Consider the following 21,124-nt stretch of genomic DNA (forward strand, 5'->3'; position numbering starts at 1 on the left):
GGACGGTCAGGAGGACTGCGCGGTCTGGTAGAGGTTCTGCGCGTCGGCACCGAAGTACGGCCCGTACATCCGGTTGGGCAGGAAGTTGTACTTGAAGCTGTTCACCGACGACAGCAGGCCGGTGCCCGTGGACTCGTTGAACTGGGTGAACCAGGGGCCTCCGCTGGAGCCGCCGGTCATGTTGCAGTTCATGCCGTGGTCGTTGGAGAGCAGGAAGTCACGGTTGGTGGTGCCGCTGCAGTAGATGAACTTCTCCCCGTCGTACGGGGCCGCGGCGGGGAAGCCGAAGGCGTACATGGCCTGGTTGTAGCCGGTGTTGAAGGCCAGCCCCTGCCCGCCGACGACGTCCGTCAGCAGCTTCCCGTCCAGCGGGGCGACGACGGCCGCGCCGATGTCGTAGTTGATGTCCTCGCTCGCGGTCCACTGCGGGGTGGAGAGCGTCTTGGTGGCGCTCCACCTGCCGTACGGGGCCTGCCCGTCGTGGTATCCGGGCACGAAGACCCAGTTGGTGTGCCAGGAGCCCTCCAGCTTCACACAGTGCCCGGCGGTGATGACGGTGCTCTTGTTGGCGCTGGTGACGGCGTTGCCGGAGCACGAGGCCGTACGTCCCTGGTAGGTGAAGAACACCCGTCCGGCCGTGGAGAGCACGGCTCCGCCGCCGGTCCAGGCTCCGCCGCCGTTGGGGAAGGCCAGCACCCCGACGTCCTTCTGCGCGCCCGGCAGGGTCGGGGCGACGGTCTTCTCCTTGCCCTGGGCGAGGGCGGGGGCCTTCACCTGGGTCCGGGCCACGGTCGGCAGGTCCAGCGGGGTGGCCTCACGCATCCGTTCCGCGGTCCAGAACGCGGCGGGGTCGGCCGCGGCCGGGGCCGCCCCGGCGGGCGAGGCGAACACACCGGTGCCGAGCAACGCGGCGGCGCCGAGCAGGGCGGCGAGGACGGGGCGGGACCTGCGCGGGGAGCGGGACGAGCCGGACGGGCGGAACGAGCGGCGTATGTCTCTCACACGTACTCCTTGTGCGGTGGGGGACGAGGACGGACTCGCGCAACGCAGAGTGCCACCCCACCCGCAACTTGGACAGGTGCACGACAGACGCCCGGCAGGTACACGCCACGATGGGCGCAAAATCAACCCCGGAACGGCCCGGACCACGGTTCGTTGACCATCCCTTGAACATCTCCGGCCTCCCCCGCGTACCTCTCGCTGCGTGCCGTGCCAGCCGCAACAGGTGTCCACTCCTACCGACCTGGAGGAACAACTCTCTACCCGACCGGGAGAACACATGCATGCGAACCGACACGCGGTACCCACCCGGACGTCGCGACGGACCGTCACGGTCATCGCGGCCGTCTGCGCCGTGATAGCCGCGGCCGTCATCGCGATCAGGGCGGGCAGCGAGGAAGCCTCGGCCAACCCCACGACGGCGGGCCAGATCCAGCACACCGGCGGCCATGTCGCCGGCGGCGGCGCCGGACAGACGGCGACGGGCCAGAACGCCAACCTCACCGTGACCGACGTGGACCGCGAGTTCCTCGCGAAGGTACGTCAGGCCGGCCTCTGGGAGATCCCGGCCGGCCGGCTCGCCCAGACCCACGCCTCCAACGAGGCCGTCAAGCGGGCCGGGGACCATCTGATCGACGGACACAGCAAGCTGGACCAACTCGTGCGCGAGGACGCCGAGATCCTCGGTGTGGAGATCCCCGACGAGGCCACCGAGGAACAGCAGCAGTGGGTCCGGGATCTGGAGAACTCGCAGGGCGAGGAGTTCGACAAGCTCTTCGCCAACGTCCTCCGCGCCTCGCACGGCAAGATCTTCGCCACCATCGGCGAGGTCCGGGCAGCCACCCAGAACGACCTCATCCGCCGCCACGCCCGCCAGGCCAACCAGACCGTCCTGGACCACATGGAGGTCCTGGAGGACACGGGCCTCGTCGACGCCTCCACCTTCCAGGAGGTCGAGGAGGACGTGGCCCCCAAGTAGGGGACGCCACGGCCGACCGTACGGGTGCCAGGCCAGCTGCCCACCCGGCTCAGCTCCACCCTGCTCGGCCTCGCCGGCGCGCGCCGCGCCCACCGCACCGCCTCCTCGCCGCCCCCGAAGGGCCCCTCCCCCAACGAGGCATCCGGAAAAGGCGGTTCGGACGGGCCCGGCGACTGGCGACCATCTTTGCACTGTGCAATGATCGAGGTGGGGGAGCCGAGCCGACGGTCGGCCGCTACCTGGCGCCCAGGAGTGACACCGGCACGGTTACGCGGCGGCAGCACGCCGACCGTCGGCAGGGCCCTCCCCCGGCGAAGCCGAAGGGCTGTCCGGGCCACCGACTTATATTGGCCCGGGGAACGTCGGCACACGCAGGGGGGATCGAGGGCTGTTGCGACGATCAGGTGGAACATGTCGAGCGGTCGTGGCCGCCCTGCTCTGCGCCGTCGCCGTGCTGGTCGTCGGCGGGTGCGGAACTCTGGTGGCCGGTCAGGGCAACGGGAGTTCACCGTCGTCGTCGGCCGACGAGCCGATCCCGTGGACCACCATGCAGCCGTCCGCGGTCACCGGCGTACGTATCAGTGCGGACGGCCGCACGCTGTCCCTCGCCGCGCAGGTGCCCAGCGGGCCCGACGCGTGTGTGCGCAAGCTCAAGGCGGTCCTCACCGACCCGATGACGGACCTGGCGCGGATACAGGTCACGTTCACCTCGCCGTCCGGGGACAGGGCTTCCGGGTGCACCGAGGAGAAGACATCCACGGCGACGGTGAAGCTGCCCGAGCCACTGGGCGACCGGGACGTGATCGTCGACAACTACACGCGCTTCACCGCCGACGGCGCCGAGCCGCCCGCGCTGCGGCTGTGCGGGAAGCTGGGCTGCACACCACCGGCCACGGGTTGCACGGCCGCCTCCTACGAGCAGGCGTTGATGGCGGTCAACGCGCCCGCGCACACGTTCCGGGACACGGAGAAGTGCGACGGCGAGTGGCTGGTCCTGGACATCTCCTGGCGCACGGGACCGGCCTGCGGCGACGACACGAAGGACGCCGCCTGCTCGGCCCGGCTGGGCGACCGCTGGTTCTTCCGGGCGCGGAAATCGGGCTGGGAGCCGATCAGCAGGACGTCGGCGGGGGGCTGCCGGGACGTGCAGCGCGAGGAGCCCGACTTCCCGTCCTCGCTGTGCGTGTCGCTGGAACCGCTGGCGCCGTCCCTGCACCCCCGCCATACGGACTGAAGCAGTCGGGTCGCACCACCGGCCGACGCCGGTGACCAGCGGGTTCAAGCTCCTAAGGTTTCGGCACGGTCGGCCGCGCAGGGTGGTGACCACCTCGTCGAGCAAGTCCGTGACGGGCGAAGTGCCACGCCCCGCTCCCCACCCGACGCGCCGCCGAGAACGGGCCTTCCGTGTCCGGCTCGGGCGTACGACGTCCCCGGAGGCCTTGCTTCACGCCGACCGTTTTCCCCGCGGAAGCAAGAGGGGGAAGGACCGCTTCGACCTCCCCAGGTGTGGCGGCCCTTCCCCGGCGGACACCCGCCTACCCGGAGTCTCGCCCTTCATGCCCGGCCTGCCTGCACAGATGCGAGGCGCTCACTCGGTGCCGGGGAACTCCCCCGCGAACGCGCCGGCCATCCGCAGCCACGGTTCCGCCTCGTCCCGGCGGCCCTGGCGCTGCAGGGTGCGTCCGAGCATCAGATGGGCGTAGTGCTCGACCGGGTCGCGCTCGACGATCAACCTCAACTGGTCCTCCGCGCGCCGCAGTTGCGCGGAGTGGTAGTAGGCGCGGGCCAGCAGCAGCCGGGGGCCGGTCTGCTCCGGGGCCTCCTCGACGACGTCGACGAGCAGCTTCGCGGCACCGATGTAGTCCCGCGCGCCGAACAGCAGTTGGGCGCGCTCCCAGCGCTCGGCGACGGTCTCCTCGTGCGGCACTCCGGCGCCGTTGTCGAACAGGTGCAGCGCACTGGCCCAACGGTCGGGCGCCACCCCGTCGGTGGCCGGGTACAGCTGGAAGTCCTCGGTCATGGTTCCCTTCCTCCTTCTCCCGGACCGTCTCCCGAGGGCCCGGAACGCGACGCGGTGATGCTCGAACGGCACGACAGGCGCCGCGTGTTCACCGGCGAAAGCGCCGGGAGCTCCCGTGCAGCACGCTCCCGCACCTGGTTATTCCGCCCGCCCCGTCCCCCCTCGGGTAGCTCGTCCGGCGTACGGAGGTCGTCGAAGACGGACCAGCCCCCGCTTCGCCATGCGGGCGCTCGGCGTGGCGTACGCCGAAGGGCGCCGGCCGAACCAGCTCACCGCCCAGGCCCCGGCCGGTGGCGGCGCGGGGGGTTGCCGCGTGGCGCGATGACGGCGTTCGGCAGGGCGGGGGCCGCAAGACGGTGTCCGGCATGCCCTTCGACCTCGCCGAAGCGGTCGGAGCCCGCCTGCCACTCCTCCCGGGCCCGGACGATGTCCTCGTGGCTGCGGCCGATGAAGTTCCACCACATGACGATCTCCTCCTCGAAGGGAGGGCCGCCGAGCAGGATGGTGCGCGCGGGGGCGTCCGACTCGTTCACCACGGTCAGGGTGTCCGCGCCGCAGGGGACGTAACCGAGTTCCGCAGGTCGCAGGACGGTGTCGACCAGCCGTACGTCGCCGCTGTCCACGAGAAGCCCGTGCTCGAAGGCGGGGTCCACCGCGAGGGTGACCGTCGCGTGCGGTTCGAGGACGATCTCGGCGCCGAGCAGCGGCGTGAAGGTCCGCGCCGGCGATGTGTGGCCGGCGAGTGAGCCGAGGAAGACCTTGACCTCGGCCCCGTCGACCCGCACGGGGGCGGGCATGTGGTGCTGGAAGTCGCGAGCGGCGTTCCGGTGCTGCTCGGGCAACGCCACCCACAGCTGGACGCCGTGGATGACCGTGGTGTCCGGGGTGGAGACCTCCGAGTGGGCGATGCCGTGTCCGCCGGTCATGAGGTTCAGCTCGCCGGGCCGGACCAGGACGTGCGTCCCGAGGGTGTCGCGGTGTTCGATCTCGCCGCTGAACAGCCAGCTCACCGTCTGCAGCCCGGTGTGCGGATGCGGGGGTACGTCCATGCCCGTCACGCCGGCGTCGACGGGACCGTAGTGATCGGCGAAGCACCAGGCTCCGATCAGTGTGCGGGCGCGCTGCGGCAGGGTTCGGCGCACGCGCAGGGCGCGGGGCCCGCCCAGGGGCACGTCTCGCGCCGACAGCACCTCGACCCGGGGCTCGCCTGTCGAGGCGTCCTGGTCGACGGCCGCTCCGCATGCCAGTGCCGCGGGTACCGCTTCCACGTTGCTCACCGGGGCCCCTCTCCCATGCTGTAGTTGTTACATCAACTATCATGCCACGAGAGCGGTCCGGTGACCACCGCGCGCAGACGGCGCGCGGCCCCGGCCCACCCCAGGGGAGGCACGCAGTGAGTGAGCACATCGAGGGATCCGCGCCGCGCAGGATCTTCGTCGACAAGCAGAGCCCCCAGGCCTACCGGGCCCTGGTGAAGGCCGCGGAGGCGGTGAGCGTGACAGCCACGGAGGCGGGGCTCGACCGCGCGACCGTGGAGCTGATCAACCTCCGCGTGTCGCAGCTGAACGGCTGCGCCTACTGCCTCGACCTGCACACCCGAAGGGCGCTGCGCGCGGGCGAGTCGGCACAGCGACTGGGGGTTCTGACGGCCTGGCGGGAGACCGCCCTGTTCACGCCCGAGGAGCGCGCGGCACTGGCCCTGGCGGAGGCGACCACCGATCCGACCTCCTCCGCCGCCCAGGACGCGGCGTACGAAGCCGCCCGCCGCGTTCTCGCCGAGGACCAGATCTCGGCGGTGATATGGGTGGCGATCACCATCGGCGCGTTCAATCGCGTCTCCATCATGAGCAGGCACCCCGTCGAGGCGCCGCACCGAACCTCCGCGGAGATCCGATGAGGGCGTTGTCGCCGGTGGCGGGGTCGGCGTAGTCGCCGGCCTCGGCGTGGGGTCCTCGGCTCAGGTCGGGTCTTCGTCCAGCTTGCCGATCACGCGCTCGGAGATCTCGGCCAGGACCCGCAGCTCGGCCGGCGTGACATGGTCCATGAACAGCTCACGCACCGCCTCGACATGACGCGGGGCGGCCGCCTCGATGGCCGCCCGGCCGACATCAGTGATCACCACATACGCCCCGCGCCCGTCCTCGGCGCATTCCTCGCGCACCACCATGCCCCGCCCGGCCATCCGGGCGATGTGGTGGGACATCCGGCTCTTCTCCCACTCCAGTGCCCGCGCCAGGTCCTGATACCGCTGCCGCCCCTCCGGCGAGTCCGTCAGATGGACGAGCACCGCGAAGTCGGCGGCCGACACGTTGGACTCCGACTGCAGCATGCGCCCCAGGCGGCCGCCGAGCCGCTCATGCAACCGCACGAAACCGCGCCACGCGCGCTGCTCCTCAGGCGTCAGCCATCGCACTGTCTCTCCCATGAAGAAAGTGTAGACGTAGTTGACAGTTCACCGAATGCCTGCACGGCCGCGCCCGCCCGCACCGTGAAACGCCGTCACCCCGGCCGGCCGGGCGGCCTACCGGGATGACGGGTGGGGCGAGTGGAGCCATCGGGCGGACGAGGGGCGCCCGGTCAGCTCAGGGGGATGGCGGCGGCGTTCTCGGCCAGCCAGTCGTCGAAGCTCTTCAGGCCGGGGTGGATCTCCCGGATCCCGTCCAGGTCACGGGCCCCGGTGAACTCCTGGTCGAAGTCGCCGTAGTACTGGAACATGTTGCCGATCTCGTCACCCCCCGGAACACCGAGGGAGCGGAAGACGTCGTAGGGCACGGCCTGGAAGCGCACCGGCTCACCGATCGCGGCGCCGATCTTCTCCGCGTACTGGGCGCCGGTCAGGTGGTCGCCCGCCAGCCCGACGGTGTGCCCGATGAAACGATCGCCGCCCTTGAAGAGGGCGAGCGCGGTGTGGCCGATGTCGTTCACGTCGAGGCCGGCCAGCAGCTTGCCGTCCTCGAAGGGCAGGGTCAGCGTCAGCACGCCGTCCTCGTCCCGCTTGGGGCCCAGCATCGACAGGAAGCCCTGGAAGAAGAACGTGGTGTTCAGGAAGGTGGTCGGCACCCCGGCCCGGCGGAACAGCTCGTTGGCCTCGCCCTTGGCGTCGAAGTGCGGCACGTTGTACTTCCCCTGGAGCACGGGCATGCGCTCGTCCTCCAGCGGCAGCAGCTCGCGGGTGTCCTCCAGCGTCGACCACACCACGTGCCGCAGCCCCGCGGCCTTGGCCGCCCGGACCAGCACCTCGACCTCCTCGGTCTCCTTGGCGGCCGAGCCGTGCGCCCAGAAGTTGGTGACCAGGAAGGCGCCGTACGCACCTTCGAACGCCTCGTGCACGGACGGCTCGTCGTAGAAGTCCGCCCGTACGACCTCCGCGCCGAGTTCGAGCAGCTCCTTGGCGGCGGGCGAGTCCGGGTTGCGGGTCAGCGCGCGCACGGTGAAGCCCGACTCGGGATCGGCCAGGATCGCCCGTGCGACACCGCCGCCCTGCGCTCCCGTGGCTCCGGCGACCGCGATGACCTTCTTGTCACTCATGCCAGCTACCCCTGTCAAGGAGAGAGATTAGGTTGACGCATCAACCACATCAGAGTTCGGTTGATACGTCAACCGTCTGGGGCGAGCAATGGCCGGGAGTCGCCCCCGCAGAAATAGATGACGTATCATCCTGTTTCCTCTATGTGCGGTCCTGTCGATCCGAGGAGCTCGCGATGCAGTTCGGCGTTTTCAGCGCTGGTGACACATCACCCGGCCCGCTCACCGGTCAGCCCCACAGCGAGACCGAGCGGATCGACAACGTCAGCAAGGTCGCGCGGCGGGCCGACGAGGTGGGGCTCGGCGTGTTCGCCCTGGGGGAGGGTCACAACCCGCCCTTCGTGCCCTCCTCTCCCCCGGCCCCCACCGACGGAAGCGCGCTCCCGCAAGGGGGTGAGCGGAGCGATGCGCGCTGACGAGAGGCGGGTGACGGGCTGGCCGACGCCCACTGCCGGTGGGCGGGCGACGGTCGTGGTCATCGGCGGGGGGCAGTCCGGTCTTTCGGCCGGCTACCACCTCAAGCGGCGCGGCTTCACCAGCGCCCTGACCGACCCGGACGGTGCCCGGACCTTCGTGATGCTCGACGCCGAACCGGCGGCCGGCGGGGCGTGGCGGCACCGCTGGGTGTCGCTGCGGATGAACACCGTCAACGGCATCTTCGACCTGCCCGACTTCCCGCAGCCGCCGGTGGACCCCGAAGAACCCAGCCGTACGGCCGTGCCCCGCTACTTCGCCGCCTTCGAGCAGGCGACCGACCTTCCGATCCTGCGACCGGTGACCGTCGCAGCGGTACGGCCGCTGGACGACCGCCCAGACGGTGACCTGGCCGTGGAATCGAGCGCGGGGACCTGGATCACGCGGGCGGTCATCAACGCCACCGGCACCTGGACCAACCCCGTCCGCCCCCTCTGTCCGGGGCAGGAGACCTTCGCCGGACTCCAGCTCCACACCCACGACTACGTGTCGGCCGACCGGTTCGCGGGACGCAGGGTCGCCGTCGTCGGCGGGGGCATCTCGGCGCTGCAACAGTTGGAGGAGATCTCCCGCGTGGCCACCACCTACTGGTACACGCGGCGCGAACCCGTCTTCCTGGAGGGCGGGTTCCATCCCGAGGTCGAGGGCCGCAGGATCATCGCCAGGGTCGCGGACGACGTGGCGGCGGGCAGGCCCACCGGCAGCGTCGTCTCGTACACCGGCCTGGGCTGGACCCCGTACGCGGTGGCGGCGAAGGAGCGCGGGGTCCTGGTGCGGCGTCCCGTGTTCACCTCCATCGAACCGGGCGGTGTGCGTGAGGCGGACGGCTCCTTCACGACCGTCGACGTGATCCTGTGGGCCACGGGCTTCAAGGCCGCGCTGGCGCACCTGGACCCGCTGCGGCTGCGCAACGCACTCGGCGGGATCACCATGCGGGGCACCCAGGTGGCGGGCGAACCGCGTGTACATCTGGTCGGCTTCGGCCCGTCCCAGTCCACCGTGGGCTCCAACCGCGCGGGGCGTCAGGCCGTCAACAGCCTGCTCCGGCAGTGGGAGGGCCCGCGCGGAGGGCCGGACCGGCTCGTGTCGGTGGCGGACTGAGGGGCGTGTTCGGCGCGGCTCCGGTGGGCGCGCGTCCGGTGCGCCTCCGGTGGGAAGGCGACTCCGCCGTCGCGCCCCGTGGTCAGGACGGCTGGATCTCGTCGAAGAGGGCCAGGGCCTGGGTGGGATCCGGGCTCACGAGACGCTCCAGGCCCGCTGTCGTGATCTTCGCCCATGTCTCGGCCCGGGCCCACATCCGTTCCTCGAAGGCGAGGACGGCCTGGTCCAGATCTCCGGGGCCGGAAACGGCGGCGACGGCCTCGGCGAGTTCGGCGCCTTCCAGCATCGCGAGGTTCGCGCCCGCCCCCAGCGGAGGCATCAGATGGGCGGCGTCACCCAGGAGCGTCACCCCGGGGACGTGGGTCCAGGTGTGGGCGACGGGCAGGGTGTGGAGGGGGCGGTGGACGAAAGCGCTGCCGTGGCGCAGGAGGTCGCGGACGGGAGCGGCCCAGCCGTCGAACAGAGCGAGCAGGCTCGCTCGTACGGCCTCGGTGTCGGCCGGATCCGCATCCGTGTGTCGGTCCAGCGGTGCGCGGAACTGGGCGTACACCTTGACGTGGCCGCCGCTGTTGCGCTGGGCGACGAGGGCCCGGTTCACGCCGTACACGCCCATGGAACCGTCGCCGATCAGCCGGGCGAGGTCGGGGTGGCGGGTGTCGACGTCGTCCAGGGAGGTCTCCACCGAGGTGACGCCGGTGTAGTGCGGCACCACCGACGAGACGGCCGGGCGGACCCGGGACCAGGCGCCGTCCGCGCCGACCACGAGATCGAACGTCTCCTGGCGGCCGTCCTCGAAATGGACCACCGCGCCGGTCCCGCGCCCCGGCACCACGCGTGTCACGGCTCGTCCCCACCGGACTTCGAGAGGGCCGAGCAGCAGGTCACGGAGTTGCCCGCGGTCGATCTCGGGGTTGGCGCGCTCGTCCGCGCGGGGTCGCCAGTCGCGCAGCACGTTCCCCGCCGGGTCCAGGATGCGCAGGGCCTGCCCCTCGGGACGGGACAGCGCCTGGAAGTCCGGCAGCAACCCGGCCTTGTCCAGGGCGAGTTGGCCCAGGCCCGCGTGCAGGTCCAGGGTGCCGCCCGGCGGGCGGGCGTCGGGGGTCGGGTCGCGTTCGAAGAGGGCGACGGAGTGGTGGTGGCGGTGCAGGACGCGGGCGAAGGTCAGTCCGGCCGGGCCGCTTCCGATCACGGCGATGCGATGTCTCATATCGATACACTGTATTTTCTCGATACGCCGCATGGCAACAGTACGATGTGGCCATGACTGTCTGGGACCGACCGGAGCCGCCGACCCGCCCCGTGCCGCTCGACCGGGAGCGGATCGTCGCCGCCGCCCTGGCACTGGCCGACGAGGGCGGGCTGGAGGCGGTGTCGTTGCGCAAGGTCGCCGCCCGGCTGAACGCCGGCCCGATGCGGCTGTACGGATACATCTCCACCAAGGAGGAGCTGTTCGACCTCATGGTGGACGAGGTCCACGCCGAGATCCTGCCCGAGGAGCGGCCCGATGACTGGCGGGAGGCGCTGAGCGTCCTCGCGCACCGCACCAGGGGCACCGCTCTTCGTCACGAGTGGCTGGCCGACCTGCTCGGCGGCCGCCCGACCCTGGGGCCGAACGCCCTCGCCGTCACCGAGGCCACGCTGGCCCCCCTGGTCCGTCTCGCCGACATCGACACCGTCATGCGGGCGGTGGAGACGGTCAGCGCCTACGTCACCGGCGCCATCAGGCGCGAGATCGCGAATCTGCGGGCCGAGCGCGCCACGGGCCTGTCCGAGCGCGAGTGGCAGCGCGCCTCGGGCCCGCATGTGACGAGCATGCTGGCCACGGGCCGCTTCCCGGCGCTGGCCAAGGCCGTGTACGACGGCACGGACGTGGACGCCGAGACGTCCTTCACGACCGGCCTGGACTGGGTCCTCGACGCCGTGTCCGCCCACCTCCCCCGCCCATAGGGGTGACGCGGTATCGAGCCGCGGAGCGGCCGTTGTGCACCGGCCACGACGCGACGCGGACCACCGCCGGGTTCGGCGGTGGTCCGCGTCGCGTCGAAGGGGCCCTGGGCCGCTAGAAGTTGCCGCGCTTCTCCTGCTCGCGCTCGATCGCCTCGAAGAGGGCCTGGAAGTTGCCCTTGCCGAAGCCGAGGGAGCCGTGGCGTTCGATGAACTCGAAGAAGACGGTGGGCCGGTCGCCGATCGGCTTGGTGAAGATCTGCAGCAGGTAACCGTCCTCGTCGCGGTCGACGAGGATGCCGCGCTCGGCCAGTTCCTCGATGGGCACGCGGACGTGGCCGATGCGGGCGCGCAGTGCCGGGTCGGTGTAGTAGCTCTCCGGCGTGGCGAGGAACTCGACGCCCTTGGCCCGCAGCACGTCGACGGTCCTGATGATGTCGTTGGTGGCGAGGGCGAGGTGCTGGGCGCCGGGGCCGCGGTAGAAGTCGAGGTACTCGTCGATCTGGGAGCGCTTCTTCGCGATCGCCGGCTCGTTGAGGGGGAACTTCACCCGGTGGTTGCCGCTGGCGACGACCTTGCTCATGAGCGCCGAGTACTCGGTGGCGATGTCGTCGCCGATGAACTCGGCCATGTTGGTGAAGCCCATGACGCGGTTGTAGAAGTCGACCCACTCGTCCATGTGCCCGAGTTCGACGTTGCCCACGACATGGTCGAGTGCCTGGAAGACGCGCTTGGGCTCGTTGTCGGGCTTCACGTAGCCCGAGGTGCGGGCCACGTATCCGGGCAGGTAGGGGCCGGTGTAGCGGGAGCGGTCCACCAGGGTGTGGCGGGTCTCGCCGTACGTGGCGATGGCCGCCGTACGGACGGTGCCGTGCTCGTCGGTGCTGTCGTGCGGTTCCTCCAGCACGGTCGCGCCCTGCGCGCGGGCGTGCTCGACGCACTTGTCGACGTCGGGCACCTCCAGGGCGATGTCGATCACGCCGTCGCCGTGGCGGCGGTGGTGGTCCAGCAGGGGGCTGTCCGGGTCGACGCCGCCCTTGAGCACGAAGCGGATGGCGCCGGAGCGGAGCACGAAGGCGTGGTGGTCGCGGTTGCCGGTCTCGGGACCGGAGTAGGCGACCAGCTCCATCCCGAAGACCACCTGGAAGAACGACGAGGCCTGCGTCGCGTTGCCCACCGACCAGACCACGGCGTCCCACCCGGTCACCGGGAAGGGGTCGCCCTGTGCGTCGTACTCCACGAGGCCGACCAGCTGCCTGAGCTGCTGCAGGTCGAGCTCCGCCAGACGTTCCTGGCTCGTGAGGGTCTCTTCCACACTCATGCGTCGTCCCTTTCGGCGTGCCTGTCTCCAACGTGTGGCGGTCAGGAGACACCGGGCGCCCGCACCTGCACAAGAGTTGCCTTCCGAGCTGTTCAAGCTGCTCAGTTTGCACTCCGCTTCGAGGCCTCGTATATACAATCTGCCCAGTCGAGCGTGGGTGCTGGTCATGGTTGCCGGATCAGCCGACGGACACGACGGACGGCCGATCTGCCGCACTGCGAGACCGCCCGGGAGTCGGCGCGGTCAGGCCCTGCCGAGGGACGCCAGTCGCGCGGCCGCGTCCCGCACCCGAGCCGCGACGGCGTCGATGTCGAAGTCGTGCATGGCCACGACGCCGACCGAGGCGCCCACCGCGCCGGGCACCTCGAAGCCCACCGCGATCCCGGTGGCGCCCTGTTGCAGCTGCCCCGAGGTGATGCTGTAGCCCGCCTCCCTGGCGCGCACGACCTCCTCCGGCTCGTCCGGCCAGGGCGGCTGCAACACGAGGATGGCGATGCCGTTCGCCCCGCGCTCCAGCGGATGCCGGACCCCGATGCGGTAGCCCACCTGAACGGGGCCGTGCTGGACGGTCGGCTGGGCGCCGGCCACGGGGACGCACTCCCGTGCGCCGTGCGCCACCGTCAGGAAGGCGGAGGTGCCGGTGCCGTCGGCGAGTTCCTGCAGGACGGGCTGGGCGGCCAGGACCAGCTGATGCTGGAACCGCCCCGCCAGCGTCGCGGCCCCGGCGCCGAGCCGCACCCGCTTGCCCTGCCGGGAGACCAGCGCGTGCTCCTCCAGCGTCCGCACGATCCGGTACGCGATGGCCCGGTCGATCTCCAGCCGCGCCGCCAGGTCCGCCACCGTCAGACCGTCGGCCGTCAGCGAGATCAGGTCCAGGGCCCGGAGCCCACGGTCCAGGCCTTGCAGGGTGGCCATCGACGCCTCCTGATCCCGCGGCCGCACCCGGCCCTCACGGAAACCGACAGATCTTCTTCCGGCGCCACGTTAGGGCACGTCACACGGACGAGTGGCGTCGGCCGTCCTTGACTGAGCTGTCACCGGGGACCTAACTTCGCCCTTGTTGCCACCATCGCACAAAAGTGTGCGCTGAGCGCACATTTTTTTCGCGCACGGCTCCACGCCTCCGAGTCATGAGGAGAGAGACTTGCCGTACTACCACCGGGCGGGCGAGGTTCCGCCGAAACGTCACACCCAGCACCGGGACCCGGACGGCAACCTCTACTACGAGGAGCTGATGGGCGAGGAGGGCTTCTCCTCGGACTCCTCGCTGCTCTACCACCGGCACATCCCGTCAGCGGTGCGGGAGTTCCGGGTGTGGGACCTCGGCGACCAGTCCCTGGTCCCCAATCACCCCCTGGTGCCCCGCCACCTCTCCACGCACAAGCTCTTCCCGGACGGCGGGTCCGGCATCGACGCGGTGACCGGCCGCAGGCTGCTGCTGGGCAACGAGGACGTACGGCTGGCGTACGTCGTGGCGGACACGGCCAGTCCCTACTACCGCAACGCCATCGGCGACGAGTGCCTCTACGTCGAGGACGGCCGGGCCCGGGTGGAGACGGTCTTCGGAGACCTGGAGGCCGGCGACGGGGACTATGTGATCGTCCCGCGGGCGACCACGTACCGGATCGTCCCGGACGGCGCCGTACGGATCTACGCGATCGAGGCCAACTCGCACCTGGGGCCGCCGCGGCGCTATCTGTCCCGGCACGGCCAGCTGTTGGAGCACGCGCCCTACTGCGAGCGCGACCTCCGCCTCCCGGACGGGCCGAGGCCGGTCGAGGGCGAGGACGTCGAGGTGTTCATCAAGCACCGGGGGCCGGGCGGTGTCGTGGGGACCGTCCACACACTGCCGAACCACCCCTTCGACGTCGTCGGCTGGGACGGCTGTCTCTACCCGTACGTGTTCAACATCCGTGACTTCGAGCCCCTCACCGGCCGGGTCCACCAGCCGCCGCCGGTCCACCAGGTCTTCGAGGGCCACAACGTCGTGGTCTGCAACTTCGTGCCGCGCAAGGTGGACTACCACCCGCTGTCGGTCCCGGTGCCGTACTACCACTCCAACGTCGACTCCGACGAGGTGATGTTCTACTGCGGCGGGGACTACGAGGCCCGCAAGGGCTCCGGCATCGGGCAGGGCTCGATCTCCCTGCACCCCGGCGGCCACCCCCACGGTCCCCAGCCGGGCGCCATGGAACGGTCGATCGGGGCGGAGTTCTTCGACGAACTCGCGGTCATGGTCGACACCTTCCGCCCGCTGCAACTCGGTGAGGCCGCCCGCGCGACGGACGACGGGACGTACGTCCACTCCTGGGAGCAGAACCGATGAGCGGCCCACGCCCTCCGGAGATCCCCCCGGTGCTCGCCGGTCTGTTCGACGACGCGGCGGTCTTCCCGCCCGGCAGCCTGCCCCTCGAGGAGGCCGTCGCCGCCCATGTGGCGCACACCCGTGGCGCCCATGCCGCGCTGGTCGGGGCGTTCGTCCTCGCCGCCCGGGACCTCGACCGGCTCGCCGACGCGATCGCGGACCTCGCCGAAGGGTCCTTCGACCTCTCGGTGACCGTGCCGCTGCCGGGTGCCTGGGACGCTCTCGCCGCCGCGCGGCGGATCCCGGCCGTGCGACTGGCCGGGCTGGAGGTCTCCGTCCCCGACACGGTCGCCGCGGACGCGGTCGTACCCGCCCTGGCCGACGCGATCGACGACCCGACCGCCCTCACCGTCTACGTCGAAGTGCCGCGCGACGCCCGGCGCGAGCCGCTGCTCGCCGCGCTCGCCGGGACCCCCTACCTGGCCAAGTTCCGCACCGGAGGCGTACACGCCGACCTCTACCCCGACGAGCGTGAACTCGCGGCGGCCGTCCTGGCCGCGACACGGTCCGGGGTGGCGTTCAAGGCGACCGCGGGCCTGCACCACGCGCTCCGCAACACCGATCCGGAGACCGGATTCGAACAGCACGGGTTCCTCAACCTGCTCGTGGCCACCGACGCAGCCCTCCAGGGCGCCGAGGAGGCGACGGTGGCCGAGCTGCTGGCCGACCGCGACGGTGACCGGATCGCCGAGCGGGTGCGCGCCCTCTCGCCCCGGGTCCGTGAGCTGTTCCGCTCCTTCGGCACCTGCTCCGTCGCCGAACCCGTACGCGAAGCGGCCGGGTGGGGACTGCTGCCCGCCGCGACGACCACCGACCTGACCGAGGTGTCCCCATGACCCGCTCCATCCGGCCGGCCGTCCCGGCCGACTCCCTGTTCGGCCTGACCAATCTGCCCTACGGCGTCTATTCGGTGCCCGGCCGTGAGCCACGCGTGGCGACCCGCTACGGGGACCACGTCGTCGATCTCGCCGTGCTGCTGGACGACGACGTCTTCGCCCGGCCGAGCCTGAACGCCTTCATGGCACAGGGCCATACCCGCTGGGCCGAGGTCCGGGCCGAGATCACCGAGCGTCTGCGGGGCGAGGTGCCCGCCAAGGCCGTCCACGACCTGGGCGCGGTCACCCTGCACCTGCCGTTCGAGGTCGCCGACTACGTCGACTTCTACGCCTCCGAGCACCACGCCTCGAACCTGGGCCGGCTCTTCCGGCCCGACAACCCCGACCCGCTGATGCCCAACTGGAAACATCTGCCGGTCGGTTACCACGGGCGGGCGGCCTCCGTCGTCGTCTCGGGCACCGACATCATCCGGCCCTCCGGACAGCGCAAGGGCCCCCAGGACTCCGTACCGGTCTTCGGGCCCTCGACCCGCCTCGACATCGAGGCCGAACTCGGCTTCGTCGTCGGCACCGGCAACGCCATGGGCGACTCCATCGGCGCCGAGGACGCGGAGCGGCACATCTTCGGGGTGGTGCTCTTCAACGACTGGTCCGCGCGCGACATCCAGGCATGGGAGTACGTCCCGCTCGGCCCCAACCTGGGCAAGTCGTTCGCCTCGACGGTCTCCCCGTGGGTGGTGCCGCTGCTCGCCCTGGACGCCGCCCGGGTGCCGGTCCCACCGCAGGAGCCGGCCGTGCTGCCGTATCTGCGGATGGCACGGCCGTGGGGGCTCGACATCGACCTCACGGTCGCCTGGAACGGTCAGGTGGTCTCCCGGCCGCCGTACTCCGCGATGTACTGGTCCCCCGCCCAGATGCTGGCGCACCAGACCGTCAACGGCGCACCGTCGCGCACCGGTGACCTGTTCGCGTCCGGCACCGTCTCCGGTCCGGAGAAGGAGCAGCGGGGTGCCTTCATCGAACTGACCTGGGGCGGCAAGGAGCCCCTCACGGTGAACGGCCGGCCCCGCACGTTCCTGGAGGACGGGGACGAGGTCGTCCTCACCGCCACGGCCCCGGGCGCCGACGGGACCCGGATCGGTTTCGGCGAGGCCCGCGGCCGGATCACCGGCGGCAAGCGGGAGGCACGATGAGCAAGACGGTGGCCTCGGCCGCGGAGGCGGTCGCCGACATCACCGCGGGCAGCTCGCTCGCCGTCGGCGGGTTCGGGCTCTCCGGGATCCCGGACCGCCTGATCACGGCGCTGGCCGAGCAGGGGGCCGACGGCCTGGAGGTCTTCTCCAACAACTGCGGTGCGGACGGCATCGGCCTCGGTCTCCTCCTCGGCCTCGGGCGGATCCGCCGGGTCACGGCGTCCTACGTGGGGGAGAACAAGGAGTTCGCCCGCCAGTACCTCTCCGGGGAACTGGAGGTGGAACTCACCCCGCAGGGCACCCTGGCCGAGCGGCTGCGCGCGGGCGGCTCCGGCATCCCCGCGTTCTACACCCCCGCGGGCGTGGGCACCCCGGTAGCGCACGGCGGACTGCCCTGGAGGTACGGCCGGACCGGGGAGGTCCTGGTCGCCTCCCCTGCCAAGGAGGTCCGCGAGTTCCGTGGCCGCCGGTACGTGCTGGAGGAGGGCATCGTCGCCGACTTCGCGCTCGTCCACGCCCGGCTCGGCGACACCGACGGGAACCTCGTCTTCAACAAGGCGACGATGAACTTCAACCCGCTCGCCGCGATGGCGGGGCGGATCTGCGTCGCCCAGGTCGAGGAACTGGTGGAGCCCGGTGAGATCGACCCCGCCGAGGTGCACCTGCCCGGCGTCTACGTCCAGCGGATCGTCCACACCGGCCCGCAGACCAAGCACATCGAGAAGCGGACCGTCAGGGAGAGTGCGGCATGAGCGAGGCCACGAGCGAGCGGCGGACCGGCTGGTCCCGGTCCCGGATGGCCGAGCGCGCGGCGCGGGAACTGCGGGACGGTGAGTACGTCAACCTCGGCATCGGCCTGCCGACGCTCATCCCGAACTTCCTCCCGGACGGCGTCCGGGTCACGCTGCACAGCGAGAACGGCATCCTCGGCACGGGCCCCTACCCGGTCGACGCCGAGGTCGACGCCGACCTGATCAACGCCGGCAAAGAGACCGTCACCGTCGGCCCCGGGGCGTCGTTCTTCGACTCGGCCCGCAGCTTCGGCATGATCCGCGGCGGCCACATCGACACCGCCGTGCTCGGGGGCATGCAGGTCTCCGCCGCGGGCGACCTGGCCAACTGGATGGTGCCGGGGAAGATGGTCAAGGGGATGGGCGGCGCGATGGACCTGGTCCACGGTGCCAAGCGGGTGATCGTCCTCATGGAGCACGTCGCCAAGGACGGCTCCCACAAGATCGTCGAGGAGTGCACCCTGCCGCTCACCGGGCAGGGCGTGGTGCAGCGGATCATCACCGACCTCGCGGTGCTGGACATCACCGACGAGGGGTGCCGACTCGTGGAACTGGCGCCCGGTGTCACCCTCGACGAGGTACGCGGGAAGACGGGTGCTCCCGTCCGGGGCTGACCCTCGGGGGTGCCCTGCGTGTTTCGTGGCGGTGCCGTCTGCGGTGCGCGACCATACGGACGCCGAGTTCACCTTCATCGGCATGGTGCGCGGAAAACACCGAGACAGAAAGTAGGACGACGTGTCCGGCAGCGAAAGCGAAAACCCGGCAATCGCCTCCCCCACCCCCACGCCGACCCGGCCCAGGACGAACCGGGACTGGTGGCCGAATCAGCTGGACCTTCAAATTCTCCACCAGCACTCGTCCCGCTCGAATCCCATGGACGAGGACTTCGACTACGCGCGCGAGTTCGCGACCCTCGACGTGGACGCGCTGAAGCAGGACGTCTTCGAGGTGATGACGGCCTCGCAGGACTGGTGGCCCGCCGACTACGGCCACTACGGGCCCCTGTTCATCCGGATGAGCTGGCACGCGGCGGGCACCTACCGGATCGCCGACGGCCGGGGCGGGGGCGGCAGCGGCGCGCAGCGCTTCGCCCCCCTCAACAGCTGGCCGGACAACGCGAGCCTCGACAAGGCGCGTCGTCTGCTGTGGCCGGTGAAGCAGAAGTACGGACAGAAGATCTCCTGGGCCGATCTTCTGGTTTTCGCCGGTAACTGTGCCATGGAGTCCATGGGATTCAGGACGTTCGGATTCGGATTCGGGCGCGAGGACATCTGGGAACCCGAGGAGATCATCTGGGGGCCCGAGGACATCTGGCTCGGGGACGAGCGTTACAGCGGCGACAGGGAACTCTCCGCTCCTTTCGGTGCCGTGCAGATGGGACTGATCTACGTCAATCCGGAGGGCCCGAACGGCAATCCGGATCCGCTGGCCGCCGCGCGGGACATTCGCGAGACGTTCGGGCGCATGGCGATGAACGACGAGGAGACCGTCGCGCTCATCGTCGGCGGCCACACGTTCGGCAAGTGCCACGGCGCCGTCGACCCCGAGCACATCGGCCCCGAACCCGAGGCGGCGCCCGTCGAGCAGCAGGGTCTCGGCTGGCGGAACCGCTACGGCAGCGGCAAGGGCTCCGACACGCTCACCAGTGGACTCGAGGGCGCCTGGACCTCCGCGCCGACCCGGTGGGACAACGGCTACCTGGACAACCTGTTCGGCTACGAATGGGAGCTGACGACGAGCCCCGCCGGTGCCAAGCAGTGGACCCCCACGGATCCCTCGGCCAGGGGCACGGTGCCCGACGCCCACGATCCGTCGAGGAGCCACGCTCCCATGATGCTGACGACGGACCTCGCGCTGAAGGTGGATCCGGTCTACGGCCCGATCTCGAAGAGCTTCCACGAGAACCCGGACAGGCTCGCGGACGCCTTCGCCAGGGCCTGGTACAAGCTGTTGCACCGTGACATGGGGCCCGTCGCCCGCTACCTCGGCCCGTGGGTCCCCGAGCCGCAGCTGTGGCAGGACCCCGTCCCCCAGGTCGATCACCGGCTCGTCGGGGACGCGGACGTCGCCGCGCTGAAGCGCACGATCATCGACTCGGGGCTGTCCGTCTCCCAGCTGGTCACCACCGCCTGGGCGGCCGCGGCGAGCTTCCGCGGCACCGACAAGCGGGGCGGGGCCAACGGCGCCCGGATCCGGCTCGCGCCGCAGCGGGACTGGGAGGTCAACCAACTGCCCGAGGTGGCGGAGGTGTTGCGGGGCCTGGAACGGATCCGGGACGACTTCGCCCGCTCTCGGGCCGACGGCACCCGGATCTCGCTGGCCGACCTGATCGTCCTCGGCGGGTGCGCGGCCGTCGAGCAGGCCGCACGCGACGCCGGTCACGACATCACCGTCCCGTTCGCACCCGGGCGCACGGACGCCACGCAGGAACAGACCGACGTGGAGTCGTTCGCCGTGCTGGAACCCAGGGCCGACGGGTTCCGGAACTACCTCCGGGCGGGCGAGAAGCTGTCGCCGGAGACCCTGCTGCTGGACCGCGCCAGCCTTCTGACGCTGACGGCTCCCGAGATGACCGTGCTGGTCGGTGGCATGCGCGCGCTGAACACAGGCTTCGGGCGCTCCCCGCACGGCCTCTTCACCCACCGGCCGGAGACCCTGACCACCGATTTCTTCGTCAACCTGCTGGACATGGGCACGGAGTGGCAGGCGTCCACGTCCGACGAGAACGTGTTCGAGGGCCGGGACAGCGCCACCGGCGAACTCAAGTGGACCGCCACCGCGGTCGACCTGGTCTTCGGCTCGCACTCCCAGCTCCGAGCGCTGTCGGAGGTCTACGCGGCGAAGGACGCGGGGCCCAAGTTCGTGCGTGACTTCGTGGCCGCGTGGGACAAGGTGATGAACCTCGACCGGTTCGACCTGGCCTGACGGTCCCGGAGACCGGGGGGCGGTGGGGCCCGGACCAGCCGCGGCGCCCCCACCCCCACGGCCCTGTCGGTCAGTTCTCCTGGAGCACGGAGAGGACGTTCCCGGCGGGGTCGGTGAACCACGCGATCGCCGCGGGGCCGCCCTCACCGACCCGCACGATGCCCTTCTCGTCGTGCTCGAACTCGGGGTAGCGCTCCAGGTCCACGCCGCGCCGGCGCAGTTCGTCGACGGCGGAGTCGATGTCGTCGACGGGGAAGTTGAGCAGCGTGAAGGTCGCGGGGGTGTGCGTCTCCTTCGGGTAGACGAAGACACGCGCGCCGCTGCCGAGCGTGAGGATCAGCATCCGCATGTCGCCCTGCCCCGACTCCTCCACCCTCAGCCCCAGGGTCTCGCCGTAGAACCGGCGGGCCTCGCCGAGGTCGTCGACCGCGAAGCCACTGAACGCCTGTGTCTCTCCGAACATGCCGGGTGTCTCCTTCACGCGTGTGCCGTCCCGAGAACGTCAGGGCACACCACGCCCACCACGGCCGGCGGCGCGCCACGCGGTCGACGTCCGGATGGTCGCGCGCCCTTCACCCGCACGACGCGACGGCGACGGCGTCCCCCGCGAGCCTGCGCGCGCAAGGCCACCGGTCCCTCCTTACGCAACAC

At 71.0% G+C, this 21,124-nt stretch carries 20 protein-coding genes and 1 pseudogene; 12 read left to right on the plus strand and 9 right to left on the minus strand.

Annotation, left to right across the window (positions count from 1 at the left end; all coding sequences use genetic code 11):
- Window positions 1–6 precede the first annotated feature (6 nt).
- Window positions 7–1,002 (minus strand): trypsin-like serine peptidase, encoded by a 996-nt coding sequence (locus tag ACZ52C_RS32580; RefSeq protein ID WP_469078133.1) that lies wholly within the window; start codon window positions 1,000–1,002, stop codon window positions 7–9.
- A 277-nt stretch (window positions 1,003–1,279) separates the two neighbouring features.
- On the opposite strand from ACZ52C_RS32580, the gene ACZ52C_RS32585 reads away from it, so the two are divergent.
- Window positions 1,280–1,978, plus strand: a complete 699-nt coding sequence (locus ACZ52C_RS32585) for a DUF4142 domain-containing protein (RefSeq protein ID WP_469078134.1) — start codon at window positions 1,280–1,282, stop codon at window positions 1,976–1,978.
- Window positions 1,979–2,402: 424 nt separating this feature from the next.
- The gene (locus ACZ52C_RS32590) at window positions 2,403–3,212 is read left to right on the plus strand and encodes a hypothetical protein (RefSeq protein WP_469078135.1); all 810 of its coding nucleotides are present in this window, start codon (window positions 2,403–2,405) and stop codon (window positions 3,210–3,212) included.
- A gap of 354 nt (window positions 3,213–3,566) precedes the next feature.
- Here the strand turns inward: ACZ52C_RS32590 and ACZ52C_RS32595 are convergent, their stop codons facing one another.
- Both ACZ52C_RS32595 and ACZ52C_RS32600 read right to left on the minus strand, forming a co-directional pair.
- A complete protein-coding gene (locus tag ACZ52C_RS32595; RefSeq protein WP_469078136.1) occupies window positions 3,567–3,998 on the minus strand; it encodes a tetratricopeptide repeat protein in 432 nt (143 codons plus the stop codon).
- Window positions 3,999–4,267: 269 nt separating this feature from the next.
- Complete coding sequence (locus ACZ52C_RS32600; RefSeq protein ID WP_469078137.1) at window positions 4,268–5,275, minus strand: pirin family protein; 1,008 nt, start codon at window positions 5,273–5,275, stop codon at window positions 4,268–4,270.
- Window positions 5,276–5,391: 116 nt separating this feature from the next.
- Between ACZ52C_RS32600 and ACZ52C_RS32605 the strand changes: the two genes are divergently transcribed.
- A complete protein-coding gene (locus ACZ52C_RS32605) occupies window positions 5,392–5,895 on the plus strand; it encodes a carboxymuconolactone decarboxylase family protein (RefSeq protein ID WP_469078138.1) in 504 nt (167 codons plus the stop codon).
- A gap of 60 nt (window positions 5,896–5,955) precedes the next feature.
- Here ACZ52C_RS32605 and ACZ52C_RS32610 read toward each other — a convergent pair whose 3' ends face one another.
- Window positions 5,956–6,423, minus strand: coding sequence for a MarR family winged helix-turn-helix transcriptional regulator (locus tag ACZ52C_RS32610; RefSeq protein ID WP_469078139.1), 468 nt, complete (start codon window positions 6,421–6,423; stop codon window positions 5,956–5,958).
- A gap of 152 nt (window positions 6,424–6,575) precedes the next feature.
- The gene (locus ACZ52C_RS32615; RefSeq protein WP_469078140.1) at window positions 6,576–7,526 is read right to left on the minus strand and encodes an NmrA/HSCARG family protein; all 951 of its coding nucleotides are present in this window, start codon (window positions 7,524–7,526) and stop codon (window positions 6,576–6,578) included.
- A 173-nt stretch (window positions 7,527–7,699) separates the two neighbouring features.
- Between ACZ52C_RS32615 and ACZ52C_RS32620 the strand changes: the two are divergent.
- Together ACZ52C_RS32620 and ACZ52C_RS32625 are read left to right on the plus strand one after the other, a co-directional pair.
- Window positions 7,700–7,879 (plus strand): annotated as a pseudogene (locus ACZ52C_RS32620) (5,10-methylene tetrahydromethanopterin reductase); the annotation flags it as partial.
- Between the two features lie 49 nt (window positions 7,880–7,928).
- Complete coding sequence (locus ACZ52C_RS32625) at window positions 7,929–9,098, plus strand: NAD(P)-binding domain-containing protein (RefSeq protein WP_469078141.1); 1,170 nt, start codon at window positions 7,929–7,931, stop codon at window positions 9,096–9,098.
- 82 nt (window positions 9,099–9,180) lie between these two features.
- On the opposite strand, the gene ACZ52C_RS32630 is transcribed toward ACZ52C_RS32625, so the two are convergent.
- A complete protein-coding gene (locus ACZ52C_RS32630; protein WP_469078142.1) occupies window positions 9,181–10,305 on the minus strand; it encodes an FAD-dependent oxidoreductase in 1,125 nt (374 codons plus the stop codon).
- Between the two features lie 53 nt (window positions 10,306–10,358).
- Between ACZ52C_RS32630 and ACZ52C_RS32635 the strand changes: the two genes are divergently transcribed.
- Window positions 10,359–11,045 (plus strand): TetR/AcrR family transcriptional regulator, encoded by a 687-nt coding sequence (locus ACZ52C_RS32635; RefSeq protein ID WP_469078143.1) that lies wholly within the window; start codon window positions 10,359–10,361, stop codon window positions 11,043–11,045.
- A 112-nt stretch (window positions 11,046–11,157) separates the two neighbouring features.
- Here ACZ52C_RS32635 and hppD read toward each other — a convergent pair whose 3' ends face one another.
- The gene (gene hppD / locus ACZ52C_RS32640) at window positions 11,158–12,363 is read right to left on the minus strand and encodes a 4-hydroxyphenylpyruvate dioxygenase (RefSeq protein ID WP_469078144.1); all 1,206 of its coding nucleotides are present in this window, start codon (window positions 12,361–12,363) and stop codon (window positions 11,158–11,160) included.
- 243 nt (window positions 12,364–12,606) lie between these two features.
- Entirely contained in the window at window positions 12,607–13,278 is a 672-nt protein-coding gene (locus ACZ52C_RS32645; protein WP_469078145.1) for an IclR family transcriptional regulator, read from the minus strand.
- Between the two features lie 229 nt (window positions 13,279–13,507).
- Here ACZ52C_RS32645 and ACZ52C_RS32650 point away from each other — a divergent pair, with 229 nt between their 5' ends.
- The 6 genes from ACZ52C_RS32650 to katG all read left to right on the plus strand — a co-directional run bounded on the left by ACZ52C_RS32650 (window position 13,508) and on the right by katG (window position 20,473).
- Window positions 13,508–14,689 (plus strand): homogentisate 1,2-dioxygenase domain-containing protein, encoded by a 1,182-nt coding sequence (locus ACZ52C_RS32650; RefSeq protein WP_469078146.1) that lies wholly within the window; start codon window positions 13,508–13,510, stop codon window positions 14,687–14,689.
- Window positions 14,686–15,564, plus strand: a complete 879-nt coding sequence (locus tag ACZ52C_RS32655; RefSeq protein ID WP_469078147.1) for a hypothetical protein — start codon at window positions 14,686–14,688, stop codon at window positions 15,562–15,564. Before ACZ52C_RS32650 ends, ACZ52C_RS32655 begins: the two co-directional genes overlap by 4 nt.
- Window positions 15,561–16,757 carry a fumarylacetoacetase gene (gene fahA / locus ACZ52C_RS32660; RefSeq protein WP_469078148.1) on the plus strand — a complete coding sequence of 399 codons (1,197 nt, stop codon included), beginning with the start codon at window positions 15,561–15,563 and terminating at the stop codon, window positions 16,755–16,757. Before ACZ52C_RS32655 ends, fahA begins: the two co-directional genes overlap by 4 nt.
- On the plus strand, window positions 16,754–17,509 hold the full coding sequence (locus tag ACZ52C_RS32665; RefSeq protein ID WP_469078149.1) for a CoA transferase subunit A: 756 nt from the start codon (window positions 16,754–16,756) through the stop codon (window positions 17,507–17,509). The genes fahA and ACZ52C_RS32665 overlap by 4 nt, the downstream gene beginning before the upstream one ends.
- Complete coding sequence (locus ACZ52C_RS32670) at window positions 17,506–18,162, plus strand: CoA transferase subunit B (RefSeq protein ID WP_469078150.1); 657 nt, start codon at window positions 17,506–17,508, stop codon at window positions 18,160–18,162. Before ACZ52C_RS32665 ends, ACZ52C_RS32670 begins: the two co-directional genes overlap by 4 nt.
- 121 nt (window positions 18,163–18,283) lie before the next feature.
- Entirely contained in the window at window positions 18,284–20,473 is a 2,190-nt protein-coding gene (katG, locus tag ACZ52C_RS32675; protein WP_469078151.1) for a catalase/peroxidase HPI, read from the plus strand.
- 70 nt (window positions 20,474–20,543) lie between these two features.
- Here katG and ACZ52C_RS32680 read toward each other — a convergent pair whose 3' ends face one another.
- Window positions 20,544–20,936, minus strand: coding sequence for a VOC family protein (locus ACZ52C_RS32680; protein ID WP_469078152.1), 393 nt, complete (start codon window positions 20,934–20,936; stop codon window positions 20,544–20,546).
- Between the last annotated feature and the right edge of the window lie 188 nt (window positions 20,937–21,124).

The sequence above is a fragment of the Streptomyces sp. NPDC034049 genome (assembly GCF_055575575.1).

Bases quoted from the DNA above. Each gene is read 5' to 3' on its own strand.
- ACZ52C_RS32585 (WP_469078134.1), top strand. From the start codon at position 1,280: ATGCATGCGAACCGACACGCGGTACCCACCCGGACGTCGCGACGGACC.
- ACZ52C_RS32595 (WP_469078136.1), bottom strand. From the start codon at position 3,998: ATGACCGAGGACTTCCAGCTGTACCCGGCCACCGACGGGGTGGCGCCC.
- ACZ52C_RS32610 (WP_469078139.1), bottom strand. From the start codon at position 6,423: ATGGGAGAGACAGTGCGATGGCTGACGCCTGAGGAGCAGCGCGCGTGG.
- ACZ52C_RS32615 (WP_469078140.1), bottom strand. From the start codon at position 7,526: ATGAGTGACAAGAAGGTCATCGCGGTCGCCGGAGCCACGGGAGCGCAG.
- ACZ52C_RS32625 (WP_469078141.1), top strand. From the start codon at position 7,929: ATGCGCGCTGACGAGAGGCGGGTGACGGGCTGGCCGACGCCCACTGCC.
- ACZ52C_RS32630 (WP_469078142.1), bottom strand. From the start codon at position 10,305: ATGAGACATCGCATCGCCGTGATCGGAAGCGGCCCGGCCGGACTGACC.
- ACZ52C_RS32635 (WP_469078143.1), top strand. From the start codon at position 10,359: ATGACTGTCTGGGACCGACCGGAGCCGCCGACCCGCCCCGTGCCGCTC.
- hppD (WP_469078144.1), bottom strand. From the start codon at position 12,363: ATGAGTGTGGAAGAGACCCTCACGAGCCAGGAACGTCTGGCGGAGCTC.
- ACZ52C_RS32645 (WP_469078145.1), bottom strand. From the start codon at position 13,278: ATGGCCACCCTGCAAGGCCTGGACCGTGGGCTCCGGGCCCTGGACCTG.
- ACZ52C_RS32655 (WP_469078147.1), top strand. From the start codon at position 14,686: ATGAGCGGCCCACGCCCTCCGGAGATCCCCCCGGTGCTCGCCGGTCTG.
- fahA (WP_469078148.1), top strand. From the start codon at position 15,561: ATGACCCGCTCCATCCGGCCGGCCGTCCCGGCCGACTCCCTGTTCGGC.
- ACZ52C_RS32665 (WP_469078149.1), top strand. From the start codon at position 16,754: ATGAGCAAGACGGTGGCCTCGGCCGCGGAGGCGGTCGCCGACATCACC.
- ACZ52C_RS32670 (WP_469078150.1), top strand. From the start codon at position 17,506: ATGAGCGAGGCCACGAGCGAGCGGCGGACCGGCTGGTCCCGGTCCCGG.
- ACZ52C_RS32680 (WP_469078152.1), bottom strand. From the start codon at position 20,936: ATGTTCGGAGAGACACAGGCGTTCAGTGGCTTCGCGGTCGACGACCTC.